Raw genomic sequence first — 14149 nt, forward strand, 5'->3', positions numbered from 1 at the left:
GAGAGGTCGCGGCCTCCTTCGATGTGAAGCCAGCTGCCGTGGGTGTCGACCTGGTGTAGCCCATGCGCAACGGACATGGGCGCTGAATCTCGCAGATCAGTGGCGTAATATATGCCTCGCGCACACTCCTCGAGACCCCCCATGCCACACACCGTCAGCACAACACGTTCGCCGGATTTGCTTCGACAGGTCGGGGTCGTGGTCATGCCGGGGTTTTCGCTGCTGGCGCACGCCTGTGCCACCGAACCGCTGCACGTGGCCAACTTGCTGCACGGGCGAACCCTGTATCGATTGACCAGCTACGCCAGCGGCGGCGACGCGGTGACCAGCGCCTCCCAGCAGACGGTGTTGCCACGCGCCGCGCTGGGGGAGGCGGAGTCGCAGCCCGATATGGTGCTGGTGTGTGGTCCGGCCAAGCTGCCGGGGGGCATTCCTGATGACCTGGCCGCCTGGCTCAGGCGTCTGGCGGCGTCCGGGGTGGTGCTTGGCGGTATCGGCGGTGGCACCGAAGCCCTGGCCCGGCTGGGCCTGCTGGATGGCTACCAGGCAACGCTACCCTGGCAGCGTTTCGAGGCCTTCGCTGCGGCCCATCCCAGGGTGCGCCTGTCTCAGCAGCTGTTCGAGATCGACCGCGACCGGATCACCTGCGGCGGGGGGACCGCCGCCATGGACATGATGATCACCCTGGTGGAAAGCCACCACGGCTCAGGCCTTGCCACTCGTATCTCCGAGTACTTCGTGATGGAGCGCATCCGCATGGGGGACGAGCCCCAGCAGATCCCCCTGCGTTCACGCCTGGCCCATGCGCCGGACAGCCTGGTCGAGGCGGTCCAGCTGATGGAGGCCAACATCGAGGAGCCGCTGTCTACCCATGAACTTGCCGAGCACCTGGGGATCTCTCGCCGTCAGTTGGAGCGGCTGTTCAAGAAGTACCTGAAGTCGGTGCCGAGCCGCTATTATCTGGACCTGCGCCTGCAGAAGGCCCGTCGAATGTTGCGCGATACCGACCAGCCCGCGGGCGAGATCGCCCTGCAGACCGGCTTTTCTTCTGCCGCCCACTTTTCCACGGCCTATCGCAACCACTTCGGCATGACCCCGAGAGAAGAGCGACTGGGCTGACGCTCGAGGCTTTCTGTATCCGGTACGTCTTCAGGCCTTGATGAGCGACGCTTGTCGGAATGGTCTGGTCCTGAGGGTAACGGCTGCTGTCTTCACCGTGCTTCTCCCCTCCGTCGCGTTTCAGCTTCTCGCTCCGACCCTCTCGCTTCGCCCCTGCTCACTCCCGCATTTCTAGCCTCGCCTCCACTCGTTCCGTCTGCACGCGCTCCACTCGCCTCGTCTGCACTCGTCCCGTCTGCACTCGCTCTACTCGCCTCTGCGCTCTACATCATCTCCAGCACGACTCCTCTCGCTGATCTCTCCCCGGCTTCTGTCGTCCTATCGTTTCGCCTCTTGCTATCTCTACTGTGCACTGCCCGATGTGCCTACCCGCTAACAATTGGCGTATTTCCTTCTTTTGCGTCGCCGAGTGCATAGACCGGCACAGCATTGGCACGTAAGGAATCTCCAATAAATGCTACATAGATACCGTAACTCCTGGAGCCGTTACGGCTTGTCCGCTGGCTGAGGTCAGGCAACGGCCAAGCAAATGGATCTGCTTTCGTCCCGGGAATGTCGATGGGCGTGTCGATAGCGGCCCGGGACGAAAAAAAATGAAGAAGGCGTGTAAGAAAGTCGCAGGTAACACCTACCAACCACCATGAACAACAGACGAGTTGCTCGGAAGCCTGCCGCTATTGAGGTCGGAATTCTGTGCATATTCGAACGAAGCGTGAATGAAACGGTAGCAGCAAAGTGGAGGCGTCAAGATGCCATCCACGCAAACTAAAAAAGTGAAGACGGAGAGTTAGACATGAACCACACCACCATTTCTCGACTGGGTTTCTATGTGGCCCTGTACGGCGTCGTCGCCATTCTTTTCTGGATCGGCTTTTTCAAGTATCACCCCGATGAAGCTGCAGCGATCCAGGGCATTGTGGCCAGTTCGCCACTGATGGCCTGGCTCTATGATGTCGCCAGTGTCAATCAGGTATCGGCCGCGATCGGAACCGCCGAGATTATCGTCGGCCTGCTGGTAGCCGCCTATCCCATCTCGAAAAAGGCCGGCCTGGTGGGTGGTGCCTTGGCAAGCGTGATCTTTCTGACAACGACCAGCTTCCTGTTGACCACGCCGGGTGTGCTGCACGTCAGCAGCCTGTCGGGTGACACCCTGGCATTCCCGTCCCTGTTCGGAGGCTTCCTGGCCAAGGATCTGGTACTGCTCGGCGCATCGCTGGTGATCACCGGCTCAGCCTGGCAGGCGGTGAGTGCAGAGCGCAGTGCACAGCATGCTCAGGACGACGCTCTGGTTGCTGATGCTGCATAGAAATGAAAGGGCTTTTCGGTATCGGGAGTGTGGCTTTCCCGGGCTGGAAAGCCCGGTCCGCGCCTGGTCCCTTTGTGAAGGGGCGCTGGTGGAGGACATGGCTACCAAGGTGTGTGGGCGCAAGAGTCCGCGTCGGCGCACCTTTCTAATCAAGAAGTTTGGGTGAATTAAATCAGCAGCTTAAACGAATATTGTGCCTGAATGATTAGATGGACATATTTGCAATTGCCAATATGAGGGATGCCGATTAGATTTGATGTTGCCGGGTAACAAAACGTTACGACGAGAGTCGGAAAGACGGAAAGTGGTTAGACCGAAGATAGAAGTAGAGGGCAGAGTGTCGGCGCGTCCAGGAAGATGATCCCAAGGGATGCTCGATAACGCACAAAATATCAGAACGATTCAACGTCGAAACACTATCGACGACTCCAAGGAGAGTGACATGAAAACCAAAATGATCTTTGCCGCAGTGATGGCCTCCATGTTTGCCGCTGGCAGTGTCTATGCCATGGACTCCGACACCCTGCAAAAGCGCATGCAGGAAATCGAAGAGCGCAGCACCGAAGCCTCTGAAGAGCAGAAGGTCGAGGCCCTGGAGCAGGAAGTGGCTGAGCTCAAGGACCTGCTGCAAATGACCGTAGAGAGCCTGGAAGAGTCCCAGTAACACAAGCTGGAGAAAGACACGCTGGAACGCTGACGTAAAGGGCGCTCGCTCTGCAACCCGAGAGGATCGCCCTGGCAGCGCATGAACTAGCCAAAAGGACATGCAAGCGTGAAGGGAAATGTCGGTAAGGTGATAGAAAAGGCGTGCTCATCTTGATGACTCCCTTATCTACAGCGGCAGGGACGCCGTCTTGCCTTGCGGGTTTGAAGCGCTCTTTGGGTTGGTTGTGACAAGACGTTGGGCATCAATACGCTGGCGGTTTCCGCTGGGTAGATGCCGCCAGCCAAAAGCGCTAGTGGTCAAACCAATGTTCGGACTGTGCAAGTCTGGTCATGCAGAGCAAGCGTCGGTTGCGTGCTGAAATGGTGCCCTTTAGATTGATCTTGTCGATTTGTGAACAGTGTTTTTCGAACGGATATCGATGCCTGTTCGCCGACACGTGGACGTTCATGGACCGAGCGCCTCAAGGACTTGAGTCGAAGGATTGGCTCACTGGCCGCAGGGACGCGGTCTTGCAGAGCGATTGAAGCGTGACATTGGATGTCCGGCGGAAGAGCTCGGGAGTGGTCGTCGAAGCGCCTACCTGTCGGTGGCCGTGACGCACCTTGGCTTTCACTAACGTTGGTTGATTACCGCTTCCTGCCACCACCCGGCAGCGCCATCCAGGGGCGGCGGTCAGGACAAGTGGTCGAAGGATGTTCGACGAAAACGAGGAGAGAGACATGAAAACCAAGATGTTGGCAACTGCAGCGCTGGTCTCGATGATGGCCGTCGGCTCAGCCTTCGCCATGGATTCCGATACCTTGCAGAAAAACATGCAGCGGATCCAGGAGAATGCCGAAAGCGCAGAGCGCCAGGCCAAGATTGCAGCCCTCGAGCAGGAGGTTGCAGAGCTGAAGGAACTGCTGCGCGAGACCATCGCGGCGTTCCAGGAAGCGAATATGTAAGTCGTCAGCAAAGACGGCAGCAGTGTTGTCGCGTTTCGCGACCGCTACGTGAAAGGCTCACTCAGGTGGGCCTTTTTAGCGTTTGAAGGATGCTGCGTTCGAATGCCCCTGCGTTCATGACATGCTCAATCGTGGCTACGCTGCTGCGGTCTGCTGGTATCCAGCACTCGTCCATTGATGGGAGAAAGGTCAGGGCAGCCGATACCGATTCCTATGCTGGTGCCGATGGACGGAATCCTCGATAGTAACGTCATGTCCGAATCTGCCCCCTTCAGGGCCGGCCCTGTACTGCGCATCGCTGCTGCGGGGCACTAGTCTGCAATCTCCCCCCTTTGCTGGAGATTGGACATGACCACAGCACTTCTCGTCATCGATGTTCAGGCCTCGTTTCTCGCGCGCCCCTACTGGGATGCCACTCGACTCGGTGATTGGCCGGAAGCTCAGCGCTCCTTGATCGACCTGGCACGCGAGGCAGGCATGTTGATGGTGCGAATCATCCATACGGAGCCGGGAAGCCAGGGCGCATTTGATCCCGACAATGGGTTGACCCGAGCTATGGAGGGCTTCGAAGACCCCGCTGATGTGACCTTTTACAAGACCGCCCACAACGCCTTCACCGATACAGGGCTGGACCGCTGGCTACGCGGTCGAGGGGTGTCTCGGCTATGGATCAGCGGTATTCGCACCGAGCAGTGCTGCGAGACCACCACCAGGGTGGCCTCCGATCTGGGATACGCCGTGGACTTCGTCAGTGAAGCGACCCTGACCTTTGCCATGCAGCGGGGAGCGCGAACCTTCAGCGCCAGCGACATCCGCGAGCGTACCGAACTGGTGCTGGACGGCAGATTCGCGCGTATCGTGGACGTGCAGGCGTTGCGTGAGGAAGCCGCTGCGGCCTGAGCTGGTCCATGACGGGTGCGACCGCAGTAGTCACCATATCCTGAGCATTCACCACGCCAACGACAATGATGAGGAGAGGTTGGGTGCAGGGCAGTTGCGACAAGACCAGGGTCTGGCGTATCGCCATCCTGATGATCCCCGGTCAGGTGCCTCTGGACCTGATCGGTCCCTGGCAGGTGTTGCGCAGTGCTGCCTCCGAGATCTCCTTTCAGATCGACTATGTCGGCCCCCAGGCACAGCTCGACTGGCTTGGTCCGCTCGCACTGTCCGGGATATCGCCCTTGCCCGATGACCTGCATCAGGTCGACCTGCTGCTTGTTCCGGGGCAGTACCGCGCCGCCATGGAGCCTGACGCCCAGCGACGTACGGTCGATTGGCTGAGGGACGTCGCGGAGCAGGCTAGCGCCGTGATGGGGGTATGTTCGGGTACCCTGCTGCTGGCTCAGGCGGGCCTGCTGGAAGGGCGCCGCTGCACCACCCATCACCAGCTGCTGGCACAATTGAAGGAACTGGCCCCCGGGGCTCGGGTGCAGGACGACTGCATCTTCACCGAGGATGGGCCCATCCTGACCAGCGCCGGCATCTCCACCGGGGTCGATACCATGCTGCATTGGCTCTCGCGTATTGCAGGGCAACAGACCGTGCTGACGGTGGCGCGGGATATGGTGCTGTATCTGCGACGCAGCGGTCGGGAGCCGCAACTCGGGGTGTGGCTGACCGGCAGGAATCACGTCGATCAGCGCATTCATCGACTTCAGGATCGTCTGGCGGCGGACCCGGCCGCTCCCTGGACCCTGGCTGGCATGGCCCGCGAGGCCGCCATGGGCGAACGCCACCTGAGGCGGCGCTTTGGGCAACTGACCGGCATGAGCGCGCCAGAGTATCTATCTCGCATTCGCTTGCATCTGGCCATGCAGTTGATGAGCGAGACCTCGCTGTCGCTCGCGGACATCGCCGAGCGGGTGGGGGTGAGCGACGAACGTCAGTTGCGCCGGCTGTGGAAGCGCTTTGAAGCCGACACGCCGGCCCAGTGGCGCCGCCAGCATCGCCAGTGGACGCAGGCTCAGCCGGACTGATGTTCAGTAGGCCCAGGTTCTGCTGGTCGAGATTCGGCTGGTCGAGGTTCTTCTGGTTGAGGTTCTTCTGGTCGCGGTTTCGCTGGTCGAGGCTCGGCGTGGTCGGCCTTGGCGGCGATCAACGCGCGAAACAATGAGCCCATCATCACCGGAGTGTCCTGTTCGATGACAAACCCTGCCTGGTCCAGCAATGGCCGGGCCTGGCGAGTGATATCGGTGGCGATGGCGGATGTCAGCAGATTGAGCCCCCTGCGCGCCAGTCCCGAGGGCCGCTCGTCGCTCTGGAACTTGTCCATCATGCATAGCTGGCCGTCGCCTTTGAGGACGCGATGGGTCTCGGCGAGCCCCTTTGCCGGATCCGGCATCACCGCCAGGATCAGGTGCATCACCACCACATCGAAGCTGTTGTCGGCGTAGTCCAGCCGCTCGGCGTCCATGGTTCTGGCCTCGACGTCGATGCCAAGCCGACAGGCGCGATCCTTGAGACGTTTGACCATCGCCGGGCACAGGTCGCTGGCGTGGATCTCCAGGTCGCGCGGTAGCCACGGCAGGTCCAGGCCGGTGCCGGCCCCCACCAGCAGTACCTTCATCCCCGACTGCCAGCACACCTGATTCAGGGAGCGCCGCCGCGCCCTGGCAAAGGTACGCTGGGCCACCGCGTCGTAGATGGGGGCATAAAGCGAATAGCGCCAGCGGTTCCAGACGGTGGTGTTGAGCATGGCGGAGCCCCTGGAGGTGGTAGTGATCGGGTCAGGTCCTGCGGGAGTCTTCAGCCTAGACGAAGCCTGGGTAGGCGTCATGACGATGGTGCAAGGGCAGGGCGCAAGGACAGAGCTTTGTGAAAAAGCGGGTCCCATTGCTGAAAGCCGTGGAGCGAGGGCGTCCCTATACTCGAAGCATCGATCCATTTCATGCTTTGCAGTAGCGCGCAAACTGCGCGCTCCCGTCCGACGACGGGCAACGCCAACCACAGCGGAGATCCCCGATGAGCCATACCCCGAGCCGTGCCGACTTCGACCAGTACATGGTGCCCAACTACGCTCCTCAGAAGGTCATCCCGGTGCGCGGCGAAGGCAGCCGTCTGTGGGATCAGGAAGGCCGCGAGTACATCGACTTCGCCGGCGGCATCGCGGTGAACTCGCTGGGTCACTGCCACCCGGTCCTGGTCGAGGCCCTCAAGGCCCAGGCCGACAAGCTGTGGCACCTGTCCAACGTCTACACCAACGAGCCGGCACTGGAGCTGGCCCGGGAGCTGACCGAGCGTACCTTCGCCGACAAGGTCTATCTGTGCTCTTCCGGTGGCGAGGCCAACGAGGCCGCACTGAAGCTGGCGCGTCGCTGGGCCCATGACAAGCACGGGGCCCACAAGGACAAGATCATTTCCTTCCGTCAGTCCTTCCATGGTCGCACCCTGTTCACCGTCAGCGTGGGTGGCCAGCCCAAGTACTCCCAGGGCTTCGGGCCGGTGCCCGGAGGCGTGCTCCACGCCGAGTTCAACAATCTGGACAGCGTGCGCGAACTGGTCGGCGACGACACCTGCGCCATCATGGTCGAGCCGATGCAGGGCGAGGGCGGCATCGTGCCGGCCACGCCCGAGTTCCTCCAGGGCCTGCGTGACCTGTGTGACGAGTACGACGCCCTGCTGGTGTTCGACGAGGTGCAGACCGGCGTGGGCCGCTCCGGCTCGCTGTACGCCTACATGGACTACGGCATCACCCCGGACATCCTGACCAGCGCCAAGAGCCTGGGCGGTGGTTTCCCGGTGGGCGCCATGTTGACCACCGATCGCGTCGCCCCGGTGCTGGTGCTGGGCACCCACGGTTCTACCTACGGCGGCAACGCCCTGGCCTCGGCGGTGGCATTGGCGGCGATTCGTCATATCGACACGCCGGAAGTGCTCGGTGGCGTCGCCAAGCGTCACGACCTGTTCCGCGAGCACCTGGAAGCGATCAACCGCAAGCACGGTGTGTTCAAGGAAATTCGTGGCATGGGACTGCTGATCGGTGCCGAGATGGCCCCCGAGTATGAAGGTCGCGCCAAGGACATCCTGCCGCTGGCCATCGAGGAAGGTCTGATGGCGCTGATCGCCGGCCCCAACGTGCTGCGAATGGCGCCGTCGCTGGTGATTCCCGAGGCCGACATCGTCGAGGGACTCGAGCGTCTCGAACGCGCCATCGCACGGATGGTCAGCGCGTCGTGAAAGGTGCCGATCAACATGAGCTGACGGGAGGGCATCCGATGCTGGCCGTTCGCCCTGTGCGGCTAGGTGACCTGCCGGCGCTGGAGCGCCTGGCGGGTTCCGCCCAGCCACGTTTGACCAACCTGCCGGCCCACCGTGATCGCCTGGAAGAGCGCATCGCGCGCTCCCAGCGGGCGTTTGCCAGTGAGGCCGAGGTGCCCGGCGACGAGCACTACACCTTCGTGCTCGAGGATCGCGAGCGGGGTGAGGTGGTCGGTACGGCGACCATCCGCGCCCTGGCCGGGGCCACCGAGGCGTATTACACCTATCGCCAGGAAACCCTGATCCACGCCTCGCAGCAGCTCAATGTTCGCCGTGAGGTGCCGACCCTGGCGCTGTCCCATGAGGTCTCGGACGCCAGCCTGCTGTGCGCGCTGTCGCTGGATCCGCGCTACAAGGGCACCAGCGCCGAGAGCCTGCTGCGCCGTGCCCGGCTGATGTTCATCGCCCAGTACCCCGAGCGCTTCGCCGAGGTGCTGGCGATGGCCTTCCCGGGGTATCTGGACGACGACGGCGAGTCGCCGTTCTGGAACAGTGTCGGTCGCCACTTCTTCGTGCGCGACTACCACGAGATCAACTACACCGCAGGCGTGCGCTCGAAGAGCTTCATCGCCGAGGTGATGCCGCAGTTCCCGCTGTACCTGGCGCTGCTGACGCCCCAGGCGCGCGCTGCCATCGGGCGCGAGCACCCGGCCCACGAGGCGGCGCTGGAGGAGATGCTGGCCGAGGGCTTCCTGCGCTCGCGCCACGTCGACCTGTTCGACGCAGGCCCGGTGATCAAGGGTGACCGCATGCGCCTCGAGTCCTTCCGTCGCGCCGCCTGGCACCCGGTACGCATCCGCCCAGAGCACGCTCTACCCGATGCTGAGCCTGCGATGGTCGCCAACCAGTGCCTGGACGGCTTCTGCTGCACGGTGGCGCGCTACGCGCTGTCGCCCACCGGCCAGCTGATGCTGTCGCCGGCCCACGCCGAACTGCTGGGCGTGGAAGAAGGACGTGCGGTGCTGGCGGCACCGCTGGGGCTGAGCGATGACGGGCTCGACCCGGGCTACGATGAGGGAGAGCTGTAATGCGCATGCGACCGATCATGGAAGGGGACCTGGACGAACTCCAGGCGCTGGCCCGGGAGACCGGCGTCGGCTTCACCTCCCTTCCCGACAACCGCGAGTTTCTGGCGGACAAGATCGCCTCCGCGACGAGCGCGTTCAACGAGCAGACCCCGGTGGACCAGCGTCTCTACTTCTTCGTGCTGGAAGACGAGGAGAGCGGGCATCTGGCCGGCTGCTGCGCCATCGAGGGGCAGGTCGGGCGTGAAGTGCCGTTCTATCACTACCGCGTGGGCACCCTGGCGCACTCGTCCAAGCAGCTCGACCTGCATCGCACCGTCGATACGCTGTTTCTGAGCTCGGATCACACCGGCGACGCCGAGGTCGCCTCGCTGTTCCTGCGCCCGGAGTTCCGGGGTGCCGATCGCCGCCATCAGCGCAACGGCGCGCTGTTGTCGATGATGCGTTGGCTGTTCATGGCCGAATTTCGCGATCGTTTTCCCGAGAAGGTGCTGGCGGAGATGCGCGGACGCTTCGACGAGAACGGACGCAGCGCCTTCTGGGACTGCCTGGGGGCCAACTTCTTCCCCATGGACTTCAACGAGGCGGATCGGCTGACCGGCCTTGGCCAGAAGAGCTTTATCGGCGAGCTGATGCCCAAGTTCCCGATCTATACGCCGTTTCTCTCGGAGCAGGCGCGTGCCTGCATCGGTCAGGTCCATGAGCACACCCGCCCGGCCCTGGCCATGCTCAAGAAGCAGGGGCTGCGCTGGGAGGGCTATATCGACATCTTCGACGGCGGCCCCACGGTCGAGGCCTACATCGACGACGTCAAGGGCGTGCGCTTGTCGCGACACGTGCGTGTCGAGGTCGACCCCAACGCCGACAGCGCCGAGCGGCCCCAGTGGCTGGCGGCGACCACCCGCATGGCCGACTTCCGTGCCGCCTGGGTCGGGCGCGGTCCCGACGCCGACGGCGTGCTGGTGCTCAATGACAACGAGGCGCGCAGGCTGGAGGTCGCCTCCGGCGACACCCTGCGCGTGCTGAATTCCGACGAGGAGGCGTGATGCAACCCACACAACAATTGCTTATCGATGGACAGTGGATGTCCGGCGACGCCGAGGCCTTCACCAAGCTCGACCCGATCACCGGCGCCGAGCTGTGGCAGGGCAAGGCCGCCAGCGACGAGCAGGTCGCCCAGGCCGTTGCCAGCGCACGCAAGGCTTTTCCCGACTGGGCATTGACCTCGCTTGACGAGCGTGAAGCCCTGGTCGAGCGCTTCCGTGGCGTGCTTGAAAGCCACCGCGAGGACCTGGCGGCCAGCATCGCCCACGAGACCGGCAAGCCGCTGTGGGAAGCACGCACCGAGGTCGGCGCCATGATCGGCAAGGTGGCGCTGTCCATCCGTGCCCGCGAGGAACGTACCGGCGAGCGCGAGCGTGACCTGGGCGACGCCCGAGCGGTACTGCGCCATCGCCCCCATGGCGTGATGGCGGTATTCGGCCCCTACAACTTCCCCGGCCATCTGCCCAACGGGCATATCGTGCCGGCGCTGCTGGCCGGCAATACCGTGGTGTTCAAGCCCAGCGAGCAGACCCCGCTGACCGCCGACCTGACCCTGCAGTGCTGGCTCGAGGCCGGCTTGCCGGCGGGCGTCATCAACCTGGTCCAGGGCGCGGCACAGGTCGGCCAGGCGCTGTCCGCCGATGCCGGTATCGATGGCCTCCTGTTCACCGGCAGCGCCAAGGTCGGTGGCCTTTTGCACAAGCAGTTCGCCGGCCAGATGGGCAAGGTGCTGGCGCTGGAGCTCGGCGGCAACAACCCGCTGGTGGTCAAGGACGTGCCGGACGAGGACGCCGCGGTGCTGACCATCCTGCAGTCGGCCTTTCTGTCCGGGGGCCAGCGTTGCACCTGCGCCCGCCGCCTGATCGTGCCCGAGGGCGAGGCCGGTGATCGCCTGATCGACGCCCTGAGCGGTGCCATCGAGCGCCTGCGCGTGGCCGAGCCCTTTGACGAGGAGGCGCCGTTCTACGGTGGTCTGGTCAGCGTCGAGGCGGCCGAAGGGCTGCTCGCCGCTCAGGCAGACCTGGAGGCTCGCGGTGGCAAGGTGCTGTCGCGCATGCGCCAGGTCGAGCCGGGCACCAGCCTGCTGACACCGGGACTCGTCGACGTGACCGGGGTCGAGGTGCCGGACGAGGAACACTTCGGGCCGCTGCTCAAGGTCTACCGCTACCAGAGCTGGGACGACGCCATCGCACTCGCCAATGACACCCGCTATGGCCTGTCCGCCGGGCTGATCGGTGGGGAGCGGGCCGATTGGGACGACTTCCTGCTGCGCATCCGCGCCGGTATCGTCAACTGGAACCGCCAGACCACCGGCGCCTCCGGCGACGCGCCCTTCGGCGGCGTCGGCGACAGCGGCAACCATCGCCCCAGTGCGTATTACGCTGCTGACTACTGCGCCTACCCGGTCGCCTCGGTGGAGAGCGAAGCCCTGAATCTGCCTGAAAAGCTGCCGCCGGGGGTGAGCCTGTGAGCGATATGAGCCAGCGGGACGTGGTCGAGGTCAACTTCGACGGCCTGGTGGGGCCGACCCACAACTACTCGGGGCTGGCCCACGGCAACGTGGCGTCGATGTCCCACGGTGGCCTGGTGTCCAATCCTCGCGAGGCGGCGCTGCAGGGCCTGGCCAAGATGAAGGCGCTGAAGGACGCGGGCTACGTGCAGGGCGTGCTGCCGCCGCAGCAGCGCCCTGACCTGGGGGCGCTGCGCTCGCTGGGCTTTGCCGGCGACAACGGTCAGGTGCTGGCCCAGGCCGCCAGCCAGGCGCCGCAACTGCTGCGCGCGGTGTGCTCCGCTTCCAGCATGTGGACGGCCAACGCCGGCACCGTAACGCCGAGCCTGGATGCCGCTGACGGTCGAGTGCACTTCACCCCGGCCAACCTGCAGTCGAGCTTCCACCGCTTTCTGGAGCCGGAGACCACCGGTCGGGTGCTGGCGGCGATCTTCGCCGATCCCGCTCACTTCGCCCATCACCCGGTGCTGCCGGCGACGCCGGCGTTCTCCGATGAAGGCGCGGCCAACCACACCCGGCTATGCGGCGAGCACGGCGAGCCAGGGGTGCACCTGTTCGTCTACGGGCGTCAGGCCTTCGGTGGTGACGGCGTCGAGCCGCATCGCTTTCCGGCCCGCCAGACCCTGGAGGCCAGCCAGGCCATCGCCCGCCAGCATGGGCTCGCTGAGCATCAAGTGGTCTACGCCCAGCAGCACCCGGATGCCATCGACGCAGGGGTCTTCCACAACGACGTCATCGCCGTGGGCAACGGCCCGGTGCTGCTCTACCACGAGCTGGCCTTCCGAGACGAAGAGGCCACCCTCGATGCGCTGCGCGAGAAGATGTCGACGCCGCTGATTCCGGTGCGGGTGCCGCTTGAGGCGGTCAGCCTCGAGGATGCGGTGGCCTCCTACCTGTTCAACTCCCAGCTTCTGTCCAATGACGACGGCAGCATGACCCTGGTGGTGCCGGGGGAGTGTCAGGAGCGTGAGGCGGTGTGGCGGTGCATCCAGGATCACCTGCTGGCCGGCAACAACCCGATCGGCGAGGTGGTGGTCAAGGACGTCAAGCAGAGCATGCGCAACGGAGGTGGTCCGGCCTGCCTGAGGCTCAGGGTGGTGCTGAGCCAGGCCGAGCGCGAGGCGCTGTCCGGCCGGGTGCTGCTCGACGACGCCCTCTACGCCGACCTGGTCGCCTGGGTCGAGCGTCACTACCGCGAACGTCTGGCACCGGAAGACCTGGCCGATCCCAGGCTCGCCGAGGAGACATTGGCGGCGCTGGACGAGCTGACGTCCCTCCTCGCGCTGGGCCCTGTGTACCCCTTCCAGGGAGCTGGCAACTGAGCCGCGATGGGCTCAAATGAGCACGCGTATCCTGGTTGCTGTTTGTCGATTCGACCCCACCCTCCCCGGTGGGGTTTTTTATTGAGCGAGAGCGCCAGATGGGCCTTGGTGCAGCGCTTCTGCCCAGGGCATGTAGCGCAGCGAAAAGACCGCGTCCGGATGGCAGTCGTTGCCGCGTTGGCGTGGGGTCGCCGGGCTTGCCTGGAAGTCGGATTCGGTCGCGCTGGTGCGGGCGAAGGCTTCGCGGACGACGCCGATGCGACAGCTCAGGGCGTCGCGGTAGGCCTGGCGCATGGGCGGATCCAGGTTGCGGGCGCCTTCGTCGTCCTGCCACCACACCTGCCAGCCGCTTTCGGTGATGTCCTCGGCCCAGGCCGCGTAGACCCCTGGCGTCACGAAGCCTCCGCTGAACATGCTCAGGTGCAGCGGGCCCGTCAGTTGTTGGCTGGCGCTGGCCAACTGGCGCGTCAGTTCCTGGCGTACGCCGGGTTCACGAAACAGCCAGTCATCGAGTTCTTCCGGCAGGTACCAGCCCACCGGCGTCAGTGGCCATTGGCGCTGGATCTGCTGCTGTCGCGCATGCGCCTTGGCCAACTGCTGGTACCAGTAGTGACGGAAGCGGGCGTTGTCGGGGAGGGTTTCGTAGTATTCGGGGTCCTGATAAAGACCGAGAATCAGATCGAGTCCCTGGCGTTCAGCGTCGACCAGGGCGCTGGACAGCCAGCCATCGGCGCCGCCGAAGGTCTCTTCGCCGTACTGGGTCCACTGCACGATCAAGGTGTGGACGCCGTTCTCGCGGGTACGCCGCCACAGCGTCTGCCACTGCTGTCGGCTGAGCGTCGCATCGCGATTCTGAGGCTGGTAGAACAGGGTTTCGCTGCGGTAGTTCTCGGCGGCTCTTGTCAGGGGGCTGTCGTCGGCGGCAGCGACCGTCCCCACGGGCATGGCAAGGACC

At 64.1% G+C, this 14149-nt stretch carries 13 protein-coding genes; 11 read left to right on the forward strand and 2 right to left on the reverse strand.

Features of this window, described 5'->3' with window-relative positions; translation table 11 throughout:
- Positions 1–141: 141 nt before the first annotated feature.
- The 6 genes from RBB39_RS10280 (at position 142) to RBB39_RS10305 (ending at position 6012) form a co-directional block, all read left to right on the forward strand.
- Positions 142–1119, forward strand: a complete 978-nt coding sequence (locus tag RBB39_RS10280) for a GlxA family transcriptional regulator (RefSeq protein ID WP_181248576.1) — start codon at positions 142–144, stop codon at positions 1117–1119.
- 793 nt (positions 1120–1912) lie between these two features.
- Entirely contained in the window at positions 1913–2425 is a 513-nt protein-coding gene (locus RBB39_RS10285) for a DUF417 family protein (RefSeq protein WP_045990897.1), read from the forward strand.
- A gap of 442 nt (positions 2426–2867) precedes the next feature.
- A complete protein-coding gene (locus RBB39_RS10290; RefSeq protein WP_045990898.1) occupies positions 2868–3089 on the forward strand; it encodes a hypothetical protein in 222 nt (73 codons plus the stop codon).
- A 722-nt stretch (positions 3090–3811) separates the two neighbouring features.
- Positions 3812–4036 (forward strand): hypothetical protein, encoded by a 225-nt coding sequence (locus tag RBB39_RS10295; protein ID WP_124802861.1) that lies wholly within the window; start codon positions 3812–3814, stop codon positions 4034–4036.
- A gap of 348 nt (positions 4037–4384) precedes the next feature.
- Entirely contained in the window at positions 4385–4936 is a 552-nt protein-coding gene (locus RBB39_RS10300) for a cysteine hydrolase family protein (protein WP_045990900.1), read from the forward strand.
- An 83-nt stretch (positions 4937–5019) separates the two neighbouring features.
- Positions 5020–6012, forward strand: a complete 993-nt coding sequence (locus tag RBB39_RS10305; RefSeq protein ID WP_239452484.1) for a GlxA family transcriptional regulator — start codon at positions 5020–5022, stop codon at positions 6010–6012.
- Here the strand turns inward: RBB39_RS10305 and RBB39_RS10310 are convergent.
- A complete protein-coding gene (locus RBB39_RS10310; protein WP_083970157.1) occupies positions 6000–6731 on the reverse strand; it encodes a class I SAM-dependent methyltransferase in 732 nt (243 codons plus the stop codon). The genes RBB39_RS10305 and RBB39_RS10310 overlap by 13 nt on opposite strands.
- Positions 6732–6997: 266 nt before the next feature.
- Between RBB39_RS10310 and RBB39_RS10315 the strand changes: the two genes are divergently transcribed.
- The 5 genes from RBB39_RS10315 to astB are packed head-to-tail and all read left to right on the forward strand — an operon-like array spanning position 6998 to position 13194.
- Positions 6998–8212, forward strand: a complete 1215-nt coding sequence (locus RBB39_RS10315) for an aspartate aminotransferase family protein (protein ID WP_045990902.1) — start codon at positions 6998–7000, stop codon at positions 8210–8212.
- Between the two features lie 38 nt (positions 8213–8250).
- Entirely contained in the window at positions 8251–9321 is a 1071-nt protein-coding gene (locus tag RBB39_RS10320; protein WP_045990903.1) for an arginine N-succinyltransferase, read from the forward strand.
- Positions 9321–10364: an arginine N-succinyltransferase gene (astA, locus tag RBB39_RS10325; RefSeq protein WP_045990904.1), complete on the forward strand. Its 1044-nt coding sequence runs from the start codon at positions 9321–9323 to the stop codon at positions 10362–10364. The genes RBB39_RS10320 and astA overlap by 1 nt, the downstream gene beginning before the upstream one ends.
- The gene (gene astD / locus RBB39_RS10330) at positions 10364–11833 is read left to right on the forward strand and encodes a succinylglutamate-semialdehyde dehydrogenase (protein WP_045990905.1); all 1470 of its coding nucleotides are present in this window, start codon (positions 10364–10366) and stop codon (positions 11831–11833) included. The genes astA and astD overlap by 1 nt, the downstream gene beginning before the upstream one ends.
- 5 nt (positions 11834–11838) lie before the next feature.
- Positions 11839–13194 carry an N-succinylarginine dihydrolase gene (astB, locus tag RBB39_RS10335; RefSeq protein ID WP_045990921.1) on the forward strand — a complete coding sequence of 452 codons (1356 nt, stop codon included), beginning with the start codon at positions 11839–11841 and terminating at the stop codon, positions 13192–13194.
- 78 nt (positions 13195–13272) lie between these two features.
- Here astB and RBB39_RS10340 read toward each other — a convergent pair whose 3' ends face one another.
- On the reverse strand, positions 13273–14139 hold the full coding sequence (locus RBB39_RS10340) for a DUF4434 domain-containing protein (protein WP_083970160.1): 867 nt from the start codon (positions 14137–14139) through the stop codon (positions 13273–13275).
- Positions 14140–14149: the final 10 nt, after the last annotated feature.

This window comes from Halomonas sp. MMSF_3323, assembly GCF_030733595.1.
GTDB classification, from domain to species: Bacteria; Pseudomonadota; Gammaproteobacteria; order Pseudomonadales; family Halomonadaceae; genus Halomonas; species Halomonas litopenaei.

What these genes read in the sequence shown, in the direction of transcription:
- RBB39_RS10310 (WP_083970157.1), bottom strand. Translation starts at nt 6,731, where the DNA reads ATGCTCAACACCACCGTCTGGAACCGCTGGCGCTATTCGCTTTATGCC.
- RBB39_RS10280 (WP_181248576.1), top strand. Translation starts at nt 142, where the DNA reads ATGCCACACACCGTCAGCACAACACGTTCGCCGGATTTGCTTCGACAG.
- astA (WP_045990904.1), top strand. Translation starts at nt 9,321, where the DNA reads ATGCGCATGCGACCGATCATGGAAGGGGACCTGGACGAACTCCAGGCG.
- RBB39_RS10340 (WP_083970160.1), bottom strand. Translation starts at nt 14,139, where the DNA reads ATGCCCGTGGGGACGGTCGCTGCCGCCGACGACAGCCCCCTGACAAGA.
- astD (WP_045990905.1), top strand. Translation starts at nt 10,364, where the DNA reads ATGCAACCCACACAACAATTGCTTATCGATGGACAGTGGATGTCCGGC.
- RBB39_RS10300 (WP_045990900.1), top strand. Translation starts at nt 4,385, where the DNA reads ATGACCACAGCACTTCTCGTCATCGATGTTCAGGCCTCGTTTCTCGCG.
- RBB39_RS10290 (WP_045990898.1), top strand. Translation starts at nt 2,868, where the DNA reads ATGAAAACCAAAATGATCTTTGCCGCAGTGATGGCCTCCATGTTTGCC.
- RBB39_RS10315 (WP_045990902.1), top strand. Translation starts at nt 6,998, where the DNA reads ATGAGCCATACCCCGAGCCGTGCCGACTTCGACCAGTACATGGTGCCC.
- RBB39_RS10320 (WP_045990903.1), top strand. Translation starts at nt 8,251, where the DNA reads ATGCTGGCCGTTCGCCCTGTGCGGCTAGGTGACCTGCCGGCGCTGGAG.
- RBB39_RS10285 (WP_045990897.1), top strand. Translation starts at nt 1,913, where the DNA reads ATGAACCACACCACCATTTCTCGACTGGGTTTCTATGTGGCCCTGTAC.
- RBB39_RS10295 (WP_124802861.1), top strand. Translation starts at nt 3,812, where the DNA reads ATGAAAACCAAGATGTTGGCAACTGCAGCGCTGGTCTCGATGATGGCC.
- astB (WP_045990921.1), top strand. Translation starts at nt 11,839, where the DNA reads ATGAGCCAGCGGGACGTGGTCGAGGTCAACTTCGACGGCCTGGTGGGG.